Genomic DNA, 11,182 nt, shown 5'->3' on the forward strand with positions numbered 1-11,182 from the left:
CGAGCCCCATGGCCAACCTCCGCGAAATAAAGAAGCGCATCAACTCGGTGTCCACCACCGAGCAGATCACGCGCACCATGGAGATGGTCTCGACGGCTAAGATCGGACGCGCCCTCACTCGCGAGAAGCAGTCGGAGGCCTATCGCGCCGCCATCACCGACGTGATGCTCACCGTGGCCGGCGACACCGCCGCCGGCCCGAGCTCGCCTCTGCTGGTGAACCCGAAGACCTACGACTGCGCCTTGCTGATCGTCATCAACTCCGACCGCGGCCTTGCCGGCGGCTTCAACGTCGCCGTCGAGCGCGCGGCCGAAAAGCGCCTGGACCACTTCCGACGCCACGGCGCCAAGCGCATCGAGCTCATCACGTGCGGGCGCAAGGCATGCGAGTACTTCCGCCACCACGACGATGTCGTCATGGCGGTGGAGGGCGAGTCGGACGACCCGACCCTCGAGCGCGCTCGCGTCATCGCGAGCTACGTGTGCGACGGCTTTGCGAGCGGCAAGTTCGGCCGCGTGGACATCATCTACTACCACGCGCGCAACCGTGTGGACCAGGTTCTTCGCCAAGAGCGCATCCTGCCGCTCGACAGCGAGGTCCTGCACACCGCTCGCGGCCCGCGCGCAAACGAGGCGCAGGCTCCTCAGCGCCTGACGTCGCCGTTCGAGTACGCGCCGAGCGCCAGCCACGTGCTCTCCAGGCTCATTCCGAGCTATGTGCTGACCGTTGTCCACCAGGCGCTGATCGATTCCGCCGCGGCCGAGCAGGGTGCGCGCCGCAAGGCCATGCACTCCGCGACTGAGAACGCGAGCGCCATCATCGCCGAGCTCACGCGCACCTACAATCGCGTGCGCCAGGCGTCCATCACGACCGAGATCAACGAGATCGTCGGTGGCGCCGCTGCATTGGAGGAATATTAATGGCAGATACCATCGTTGCCCCGACCGAGACGACCGCCGGCGTCGGACGCATCGTCCGCATCATCGGCCCGGTCGTGGACGTCAAGTTCAAGCAGGGCGTCCCGGGCATCTACAACGCCCTGGTCGTCGACGCCGAGACGCCCGTCGGTCGCATCAAAACCATCCTCGAGGTGGAAAGCCAGCTTCCCGGCGGCGTCGTCCGCTGCGTGGCCATGTCCTCCACGGACGGCCTGCAGCGCGGCATCGAGGCCGTCGATACCGGCGCCCCCATGAAGATGCCTGTCGGCAACCAGACGCTCGGGCGCATCTGGAACGTCATGGGTGAGCCCGTGGACGGCAAGCCCATGCCGGAGGTGGAGGATTACTATCCCATCCACCATCCCGCGCCGAGCTTCGATGAGCTGACGACCAAGACCGAGATCTTCGAGACCGGCATCAAGGCGGTCGACCTTCTGGAGCCCTACATCCGCGGCGGCAAGACCGGCCTGTTCGGCGGCGCCGGCGTCGGCAAGACGGTGCTCATCCAGGAGCTCATCAACAATCTGGCCCAGGAGCATGGCGGTACGTCCGTCTTCACGGGCGTGGGTGAGCGCACCCGCGAGGGCACCGACCTGTACCTCGAGATGAACGAGTCGGGCGTCATCGACAAGACCTGCCTGGTCTACGGTCAGATGAACGAGCCGCCCGGAGCGCGTCTGCGCATCGGCCTGGCGGGCCTCACGGAGGCCGAGTACTTCCGCGATCGCGGCCAGGACGTGCTGCTGTTCATCGATAACATCTTCCGCTTCTCCCAGGCGGGTTCTGAGGTCTCGGCCCTGCTCGGCCGCATGCCGTCGGCGGTGGGCTACCAGCCGACGCTCGCCACCGAGATGGGCGACCTGCAGGAGCGCATCACCTCCACCAAGACGGGCTCCATCACCTCCGTCCAGGCGGTCTACGTCCCCGCAGACGACCTGACCGACCCCGCGCCGGCGACCACCTTCACGCACCTCGACGCCACGACTGTTCTGTCGCGCAGCATCTCGAGCTTGGGCCTGTTCCCGGCCATCGACCCGCTGGCGAGCACGTCGGATGCGCTCGATCCTTCGGTTGTGGGCGAGGAACACTACCGTGTCGCCGTCAAGGTTCAGGAGATCCTGCAGGAGTACTCCGACCTTCAGGACATCATCGCGATCCTCGGCATGGACGAGCTTTCCGACGAGCAGAAGCTCACGGTCAGCCGTGCGCGCAAGATCCAGCAGTTCCTCTCCCAGTCCTTCCATGTGGCGGAGAAGTTCACGGGCAACCCGGGCGTCTACGTGCGCGTGGGCGATACGGTCCGTTCGTTCGCCGCTATCGTCGACGGCGAGTGCGACGACCTGCCCGAGCAGGCCTTCCGCTACGCGTCCACCATCGATGACGTGCGCGAGCGCGCCGCGAAGATGGAGGCGTAAGCCATGCCTATGGAGCTGCGCATCGTGTGTCCGGATTCATGTCCCTACGATGGGGAGGCGGCGTTCGTGACGCTTCCGACCACCGATGGCGAGACGGGCGTCGCGCCGTTGCACGCGAGCGAGATCAGCACCATCGGTCCTGGGTACGTGCGCGTGTGCAACGAGAAGATGGGGCAGGTCGACCGCACGTTCGCCGTGAGCGGCGGGTACGTGCAGATTGCCAGCGACGTCATCATCGTGCTTGCCGATCGCGCTCAAGATCTGGCCCTCGTCGACGCGGATGAGGTTCAAGCCAAGATTAAAGGTTTTGAAGACCAGTTGAGCGTTTTGTCGGAGAACGATGCACACCGCGCCTACCTCTATAATGAAATAGCATGGTGTAAGCTGCTTCTCGATTCGTAGCGTTCACGCGCTTGAGTACGGCAGCATACGTCAGGAAAGCATCATGCCCGGGGGCCTAGCCTCCGGGCATGTTTTGTATACCTATTGAAGGGAACGCGCTTGGACATCATTCGCGTTGAGGGCGGACATAGGCTCCACGGGAGCGTCCATGTCTCGGGTGCCAAGAACTCGGCGCTCAAGCTCATGGCCGCAACGCTGCTTGCCCCCGGTAAGACCATCTTGGAGAATGTGCCGAACATCTCCGACGTTCACGTGATGGGCAAAGTGCTCAAGCGTCTCGGCGCGACCATCGATGTCGTCGACGAGCACAGCTTGGCTATCGATACGACCAACGTTCACTCATGGGAAGCCCCCTATGAGCTCGTGGCCAAGATGCGCGCGTCCACGGCGGTCATGGGCCCGCTGCTCGGCCGTTGCGGACGTGCCAAGATCGCCATGCCCGGCGGCTGCAACCTCGGCGCGCGCAAGATCGACATGCATATCTTGGGCCTGGAGGCGCTCGGCGTCACGTTCGACACCGATCACGGCTATATCTATGCCGACGCGACGGGCGGCATGCGCGGCACGACGGTCACGCTCGAGTTCGCGAGCGTCGGCGCGACCGAGAACCTCATCATGGCGTCGGTGCGCGCCAAGGGCGCCACGGTCATCGACAATGCCGCCCGCGAGCCCGAGATCGTCGACCTCGCGAACATGCTGAACGAGATGGGGGCCAAGATCGTGGGAGCCGGTTCGCCGGTCGTCCAGATCGAGGGTGTCGACGAGCTCCACCCCGTCACCCATCGCGTGATCGGCGACCGAATCGAGGCGGGCACGTTCATCGTGGCCGGCGCGCTCCAGGCGGATGACGACGGCATCGAGGTGAACGGATTCAACGCCAACCATCTCGGTATGGTCATCAAGAAGTTCGAGCTCATGGGCATCCAGATCGACCGCCTCGGCGGCGGCGTGCGCGTGCATCGCGCCGAGCGCATCAAGCCCGTGGACATTCAGACGCTGCCGTTCCCGGGATTCCCGACCGATATGCAGGCGCAGGCCATGGTCCTGTCCGCCCTTGCTGAGGGAACCTCGGTGATTACCGAGAACATCTTCGAGAACCGCTTCATGTTCGCCTCCGAGCTTGTCCGCATGGGTGCTGATATCCGCATAGAGAGCCACCACGCCATGATCCACGGGGTTCCGGGTTTTTCGGGCGCCCAGGTGGTTTCGCCCGATCTGCGCGGAGGCGCAGCATTGGTGGTGGCGGGCCTTGTCGCCGACGGCCGAACCGAGGTGTCGGCTATCCACCACATAGACCGCGGCTACGAGCACTTCGTGGAAAAGCTGGTGCATTTCGGAGCGCATGTGGAGCGCGTAAACGTCCCCGATCCTCTCGACGACTAAAGCAGGTAGCCGTATGAAGAAAAAGCCGGTACAGGAAACGAGGCGCCCCAGCACGGGGGCGGCGAGCCGAATCTATAGCCGCGACAACGTGGGGCGCTACTCCGAGCGCGCACGCCAGCGCCGTCGGGGCAAGCGGATTCGGCGGGCGGTCGTGGTGACGCTGGTCGCCCTGCTCGCGTTCGTGGGCACGGCTGCGGGCATGTGGTTCTCCACGATTACCGGCAGGCTGAACAACAGCAGCATCATCACGTCCGGCCTCACGGACCTGCTGTTCGATACGAATATCTCCCAGGAGCCGTTCTACATGCTGCTGCTGGGCACGGACGGTCGTCCGGGCGAGGATGCGTACCGCGCGGATTCGATCATCCTGGCGCGTATCGACGCTCCGGATAAGCAGGTAACCCTCATCTCCATCCCTCGTGACACCAAGATCGAATACAACGGCGAGACCATGAAGATAAACGCGGCGCATACCTACGACGGCGCCGAGGGCATGGTGCGCGCCGTCAACGAGCTGTGCGGCGTCGAGATCTCCCATTATGCGGAAATCAATTTCGAGGGCATGCAGCAGCTGATCGATGCGGTCGGCGGCATCGATATCAACGCGACCGACGGCGTCGACGACCCCGAGCATCTCGATATCACCATTGAGCCCGGATGGCAGCATATGGACGGCGCCACGGCGCTCACCTACGCGCGCGCTCGCTATCAGTACATCGACGGCGACTACACGCGCATGCGCCATCAACGCCAGGTGCTCGCGGCGCTCGCGAACAAGATCCTGAACGAGTTGAACATCGCCAACATCGGCGGAATCATCGACTCGCTGTCCTCCATGGTCGTGACCGACCTTTCCCCGCAGGACATCCTGTCGCTGGTCAACGCGATGCGCGGCATGAACACCGATGAGATCTGGTCGGCGAACCTTCCCTCGTGGGCGGGCGAAGATACGTATATCGACGGCCAGAGCTACGTGTTCGTGCACGAGGACAAGCTGGAAAAGATGATGGCGCGCGTCGATGCGGGCGAAGACCCGCAGGGCCCCCAGAGCATGGGTTCGGGCGGTGAGTCTGCCACGATCGGCGATCTGGCGAACAACTCCTCCGACGACTGGGCGTACGGTACGGCCGAGACGAGCTCGTCTTCCAGCAGCAGCGAATCCGACGACAGCTCATCTACGTCCTCTGACGAGACGGCTGAATAGCCCTGACAGAGCATGGGGGCGGCGACCGACGAGGTCGCCGCCCCCATTTCCGATCGATGGCGTGACCGGCTTGGCTATTCGAGGCGAAGGGCGCGCAGCAACGGCTTGCGGACCACATGGTCGATCGCAAGAAAGCCGGCTACGACGAGCAGGCTGCCGATGAGTCCCGCTCCGAGGACGGCGCATATGCACAGAACGGTGTCATGCGCCCCGATCAATCGCGCCGCATCGGCAAGGAGGAGATCCACGCCGCCTCGCCAGAGCGAATACAGCATGGATTGCAGGATATAGAATCCAAGAATCGATGAGGCCGCCGAACGGATGAGGGCGTCGCGCCGAGATGCGGCGCTGCGGGCTGGCTGGGCGCGGGCGGCTAACGAGATGGCTGCAAGCGCGCACGATATCGCCGATGTCGATTTGAACGAGGTCGCCACGAGGATGTCGACATGCCCCGCAACCGAAAGGGCGATCTCGACGCACAGCGCGCCTGCGAAGGCGACGAGGGCCGCAACGCGGACGCGTCGTCCCGTTGCCGGGTGCAGTGCGCGCTGGGCGATCAGCCCTCCGATCAGGAACGCGGCGAAATAAGTGACCGCGCTCATGAGCTTGCGCCATTCGAGCAGACCGCGCTCCGCGTCTCCCGGAGAGATGAAGGCGATATAGGCGTTGACCAGGTAAATGAGAACCACAAGGGAAAGCGCCGCCGGAGTTCGCGCACGGCAGCGCTCCCAGGCCCAGCCGACGAGCGGCGAGACGACCATGACGGCGAGGTACACCCAGATGAACTCGAGGCCTCCCAAAAGCCATCCTGTCTCGTGGAGCGATATGCCGGGCAAGGGGGTTATGAACCGTCCGATGGCGAGTGCGAGCAGCGCATAGAGGGCGACCGAGATGAGAATGACGCCCGCCCTCCTGAGCGTATTCACGCCCTGGATGCGCCAGTACCCCTCATCTCGTGACGCCTGCGCGCAGCGGGGAATCAGGAAGTATCCCGAGATCATAAAGAAGATGCAGTTTCCAAAGGCCCCGAAGAGGTTGATGAATCCGAGTGCCCCCACGGCGACGGGAGATGCGGCGACGATGGCGGCGATGTCGCCTGCTGCCGCGGCGGCGCATCGAGCCCCCTCGTCTCCCGCAAGCGCCCAGGCGGTGGCTTGCGAAAAGAGCGGCTGAAAGGTGTGAAACACCGCGATGGCGACGATGGCGAACAGCCGCAGGGACTCGATGCGCACGTTGCGCGGGGTCTTGTGTGCCATCATGCTCCTATCTCGGGCATGGCCTGCGGCCGAGCGCGCATCCGCCGGCTCGGTCGCGGGCGCGACCGTATCTAGATGAACTGGGCGACGAGGGCCTGCAGGACGTCGACCATCTTCTCCAACGAGGAGACGGGGATGAACTCGTTGACCCCGTGGCAGCAGTAGGCGCCGGTGGCGAGGTTCGGGCAGGGAAGGCCCCTAAACGAGAGCTGGGCGCCGTCCGTACCGCCGCGGATGGGAATGATGCGGCAGGGGACGCCGGTCGTCTCGAACGCGTTGCGCGCGCGGTCGATCAGCTCCGGGTAGCCCGCGACAACCTCTGCCATGTTGCGGTACTGGGGCTTGATCTCGACGGAGACGCGCTCTTCTCCCAGGCGGTCGTTGACGAAGCCCGCAGCGCGCTCCATCATGTCGAGCTTCTGCTGGAAACGCTCGGCATCGTGATCGCGGACGATATAGCGTGCGGTGGCGTGCGTGACCGTGCCGCTGATGCCGCAAAGATGGATGAAGCCCTCATATCCCTCGGTGTGCTCGGGGCGTTCGACTGCGGGGAGCATGGTGTGGAATTCAACGAACAGGTTGGAGGCATTGACCATGCGGTTCTTGGCGTCCCCCGGGTGGATGGAGAAGCCCTCGAAGCTCACCGTGACATCGGCCGCGTTGAAGCATTCGTACTCGAGCTCGCCGATAGGGCCCCCGTCGACGGTATAGGCGAACGCGCAGCCGAAAGCGGGGATATCGAGCAGCTCCGCGCCATGGCCGATCTCCTCGTCGGGGCAAAAGCAGATGCCGAGCGGCGGGTGGGGGAGCAGAGGGTCTTGAGAGATGCGGGCGACGAGCTCCATGATCTCCGCGACGCCCGCCTTGTCATCCGCGCCCAAAAGCGTGGTGCCGTCGGAGCACACGAGGTCTTCGCCCGCGACCTCGTCGAGCGCGGGGATCTTGGAGGGGTTGATGGAGACCTCTTTGCCATCGACGACGCCGCATACGAGATCGCCGCCCTCGTAATGAACGACATGGGGGTTCACGCCGTCGCCCGGGGCGGCCTCGGTGGTGTCGAGATGCGCGATCAGTCCGAGGCGCGGGGCGTTTTCGGCCCCCGGGCTCGCCGGGATATGAGCGGTGACATAGGCGTGCTCGCTGACCTCCACATCGAGGGCTCCGAGTCCGCGCAGCTCGTCGGCGAGAAGGTTTGCCAGGTCAAACTGGCATGCCGTGGACGGCACGACATCACAGTGCTCTTCGCTTGATTGCGTCGTGACTCGGACGTATCGCAAGAAGCGTTCGAGAACGTCGGACTGGTTCGGTTGATCCATGTAAGATCCCCCTTTTCTCATGACGGGCCATACGGTCAGGGCTGTTCCAAAAAGCCGCTGTTCATGTGCTCCGCGGCAGGTGCCCGGCACGAGGACGTTCGCCGCGAAAGCAAGTAATCAGTGTCTCCCTAGCGCGATGCGACGGCGCCAACGACTCTGGGGAAACACCGATAATTCATCCCGTGCCGGCTGGTCATGCGGTGGGCGTCCGTGCCGCTACCGTCTACACCGGCGTTCTTCCCGCTGAGGGGCTGCTCAGCGCGCAGGCAATTCATCGGTGCTTCCCGATCGAATGCGCTAAACTAACTTGAATGTACAACGAGAGGATGGCCCCATGGATACCACCGATGTTTCGCGCAAGCTGCATCTCACCGTCGCTAACGAAGACTACCTCGAGTGCATGGTCCGCCTGGAGCAGGAGGGCGTGCAGGGCGAAGGGATTCGTTCGGTCGATATCGCCCAGCAGCTCAACGTCTCAAAGGCTTCGGTCAACAAGGCGGTGACCGTGCTCAAAGAGCAGGGGCTGGTCGAACAGTCGCATTACGGCAAGGTCGTCCTGACCGAACCCGGCCGCGAACTGGGCCAGGCGGTATGGTATCGCCACCGACTGCTGCGTACGTTTTTGGTTCAGGAGCTGGGCGTCGAGTTCGAGCGGGCAGATGCCGAGGCATGCATGATGGAGCACGCCCTATCCGAGGACACGATGCGTCGCTGGCTGAATTATCTTGAGGACCAGGGCATCTCGGTTGGTGAGGAGTAGTCGTGTCGGGGCACGGGCAGGCGGACATGCCTCAGGACGGGCAGCTGTCATTCGATACGAGCTCGTATGATCGCACGGGCGCAGACTGGCTCGACGAGACGCTTGCCGAGCGCTCGCTGTTGATGCAGGGCCCGATGGGCTCGGCGTTGATGAGCCAGCCGGGCGGCCAGGATGTGCCGGCCGCCTATTGGAATCTTGGCGATCCCCAAGAAGTGTCCCGCCTGCACTGGCTCTATCGCGCCGCGGGCGCCGACCTTATGCTCACCAACACCTTTCAGGCGAACGAATCGGCTTTGGCGCGCGATGAGATCGCCGACACCGTCGAGCGCGTGAACAGCGCCGCCGTGAACTGCGCAAAGCGGGCCGGCGCCCCGTGCGTCTTGGGCTCGATGGGGTCGAACGGTATATTTTGGCTCAAAGAGGATTCCGAGGAGCATCGCCGCGCACGCGCTGCCTACCGAAGGCAGGCATATGCCCTGCTCGCATCGGGGGCGCACGGCATCATGCTCGAAACGTTTACCGCCCTGCGGGATCTGGAGACTGCGATTGCGGGCACATCCGATGTGGCCGACGGCATGCCCGTGCTGGTGAGTTTCGCCATCGGCGACGAGGGGAACCTGCTGGGTGATGGCCTGAATATCGAAGCGGCCTGTATGAGGGCCCAGGAGCTCGGCGCCTATTCGGTTGGAATCAACTGCTGTTCGATCGAGGCTGCGACCCAGGCGGTTCCGCGCATGACGCGCGCGACGGACCTGCCCGTTTCGGTGCGGCCGAACGCGGGGTACCCCCATCGCGGAGAAGACGGGTCGCTGACGTGGCATGAAGATCCCCAGGCGTTTGCCCGCGCCTGCGAGCAGTGGCGCGCCGATGGGGCCCGCATCGTCGGGTCGTGCTGCGGCGCCGGCGTGCTGACGACCTGCACGCTTGCCGGCGTGCTGGATATATAGCGGCGCGACGTGCGGGATGCGCGCATCCGACTTGTTGACCTTTTGAACGCTGACTGCATCGGTTCGGGCTGGGTATAGTCAAGATGCTGAGTAGTATGCACGCCATACGGGGGCAATGAGACCATGGGCGCCATGATTCGATTTGGAACAGACGGTTGGAGGGCTCGCCGCGACGGTGAGTTCACCGAGGAAAACGTGGTTCGCGTCGCGGATGCGGCGGCTTCTCTGTGGGCGCAGTCCCACCCAGGCGCCATCGTATACGTTGGATACGATACGCGCCCCGGCGCCGATGAGTTCGCCCGTCTCGCGGCTCGCGTGATCGCCGGCCACGGTCTCGTGGTAAAGCTATCCGATCGCTACACGCCCACCCCGGCCCTATCGTGGACGATATCCCATGACGCCCGTTCGTGCGGAGGCCTCATGATAACGGGCTCCCATCATCCGGCGGACTATCTGGGCGTCAAGTTTCGTGTCGCCGACGGGGGCGCCGGCTCAACGGAATTCGTCTCGGAGGTCGAGCGGGCGGTGGGCCCCGAGCCGACCGACCTGCGCGGTCCCATCGACATCGTAGACTTCACCACGCCGTACCTTGACGCCCTGGTGTCGCTCGTTGACGGCGACGCGATCGCGAACGCCCATCTTCATATTGTGTATGACCCGATGTACGGTGCGGCGCGCGGCTATCTGCCCGCCGTGCTCGGTGCGCTGGGGGTTGAAGTTGACGAGATCCATGGTGAATCCGATGAGGATATGGAGGACATGCGTCCCGAACCGATCGAGCCGTGGGTCGATGATTGCGAGCAGGCGGTGGTGGAAGCGGGCGCTTGCTGTGGCCTCATCAACGACGGCGATGCCGATCGCGTGGGAGCGGTCGACGAAAAGGGTCGCTTCGTTAACGCGCACAAGCTGTTCTCTTTGATACTCGGCCATCTCGTGCGGAACCGCGGCATGTCGGGGCGCGTGGTTCTCGGGCTTGCGTCCTCGCTTCTGACGAGGCGGGTTGCCCGCGCGCTCGGTTGCCGTTATGTGGTGAAGCCCGTAGGTTTCAAATACATATATATGGAGATGCTCAAGGGCGGCGTGCTTATCGGAGGCGAGGAGACCGGCGGCTTCGGAATACCGAGCCACTTCCCCGAGCGCGATGGCCTGCTCATGGCTTTGCTTCTGTGCGAGCTCATGGCGAAGTCGGGAAAGACCCTTGCTGAGCTCGTCGAAGAGCTTGAGGATGCGCTGGGTTCGACGAGCTATGCGAGGAGGGACTTGCGCCTCCAGTACGAAGACATCGAGGCCCTGAGGACCATGCTGCCGGGAATCAACCCTCGAAGCGTGGCTGGAAGGGAGCCGGTGCGCGTAAGCCATATGGACGGCCTTCGCCTTGAATTCGAGGATGAATCATGGCTGCTGCTGCGTCCAAGCGGAACCGAGACGCTTGTGCGCGTGTATGCAGAAGCGCAGACGGTGGAGATGAGAGACGAGCTCCTTGATGCGGGAACGGATATGGCGCACTTGAAGTTCGATTAGGAGGCATAGGGGCAGTCAGCCCGAAGGCGAAAACTTCAGA

At 63.8% G+C, this 11,182-nt stretch carries 10 protein-coding genes; 8 read left to right on the forward strand and 2 right to left on the reverse strand.

Annotated features, from left to right (window positions below):
• Positions 1-8 precede the first annotated feature (8 nt).
• The 5 genes from atpG to QVN30_RS06555 all read left to right on the forward strand — a co-directional run bounded on the left by atpG (position 9) and on the right by QVN30_RS06555 (position 5,342).
• A complete protein-coding gene (atpG, locus tag QVN30_RS06535; RefSeq protein ID WP_204565359.1) occupies positions 9-920 on the forward strand; it encodes an ATP synthase F1 subunit gamma in 912 nt (303 codons plus the stop codon).
• On the forward strand, positions 920-2,353 hold the full coding sequence (gene atpD / locus QVN30_RS06540) for a F0F1 ATP synthase subunit beta (protein WP_204565360.1): 1,434 nt from the start codon (positions 920-922) through the stop codon (positions 2,351-2,353). The genes atpG and atpD overlap by 1 nt, the downstream gene beginning before the upstream one ends.
• 3 nt (positions 2,354-2,356) lie before the next feature.
• Positions 2,357-2,755 (forward strand): ATP synthase F1 subunit epsilon, encoded by a 399-nt coding sequence (atpC, locus tag QVN30_RS06545; protein WP_353738975.1) that lies wholly within the window; start codon positions 2,357-2,359, stop codon positions 2,753-2,755.
• A gap of 99 nt (positions 2,756-2,854) precedes the next feature.
• Positions 2,855-4,138, forward strand: coding sequence for a UDP-N-acetylglucosamine 1-carboxyvinyltransferase (murA, locus tag QVN30_RS06550; RefSeq protein WP_087202651.1), 1,284 nt, complete (start codon positions 2,855-2,857; stop codon positions 4,136-4,138).
• 13 nt (positions 4,139-4,151) lie between these two features.
• A complete protein-coding gene (locus QVN30_RS06555) occupies positions 4,152-5,342 on the forward strand; it encodes an LCP family protein (protein ID WP_289835835.1) in 1,191 nt (396 codons plus the stop codon).
• A 74-nt stretch (positions 5,343-5,416) separates the two neighbouring features.
• Here the strand turns inward: QVN30_RS06555 and QVN30_RS06560 are convergent, their stop codons facing one another.
• Positions 5,417-6,598, reverse strand: coding sequence for an acyltransferase family protein (locus QVN30_RS06560; RefSeq protein WP_289835836.1), 1,182 nt, complete (start codon positions 6,596-6,598; stop codon positions 5,417-5,419).
• Positions 6,599-6,669: 71 nt separating this feature from the next.
• On the reverse strand, positions 6,670-7,914 hold the full coding sequence (gene pepT / locus QVN30_RS06565; protein WP_087202657.1) for a peptidase T: 1,245 nt from the start codon (positions 7,912-7,914) through the stop codon (positions 6,670-6,672).
• Positions 7,915-8,248: 334 nt separating this feature from the next.
• Between pepT and QVN30_RS06570 the strand changes: the two genes are divergently transcribed.
• From QVN30_RS06570 to QVN30_RS06580, 3 genes are all read left to right on the forward strand, one after another.
• Positions 8,249-8,674 carry a metal-dependent transcriptional regulator gene (locus QVN30_RS06570; RefSeq protein ID WP_087202659.1) on the forward strand — a complete coding sequence of 142 codons (426 nt, stop codon included), beginning with the start codon at positions 8,249-8,251 and terminating at the stop codon, positions 8,672-8,674.
• Between the two features lie 2 nt (positions 8,675-8,676).
• On the forward strand, positions 8,677-9,621 hold the full coding sequence (locus tag QVN30_RS06575) for a homocysteine S-methyltransferase family protein (RefSeq protein ID WP_289835837.1): 945 nt from the start codon (positions 8,677-8,679) through the stop codon (positions 9,619-9,621).
• A gap of 123 nt (positions 9,622-9,744) precedes the next feature.
• The gene (locus tag QVN30_RS06580; RefSeq protein ID WP_087202661.1) at positions 9,745-11,142 is read left to right on the forward strand and encodes a phosphohexomutase domain-containing protein; all 1,398 of its coding nucleotides are present in this window, start codon (positions 9,745-9,747) and stop codon (positions 11,140-11,142) included.
• Positions 11,143-11,182 lie beyond the last annotated feature (40 nt).

Source organism: Collinsella ihumii, from assembly GCF_030385545.1.
Taxonomy (GTDB): Bacteria; Actinomycetota; Coriobacteriia; order Coriobacteriales; family Coriobacteriaceae; genus Collinsella; species Collinsella ihumii.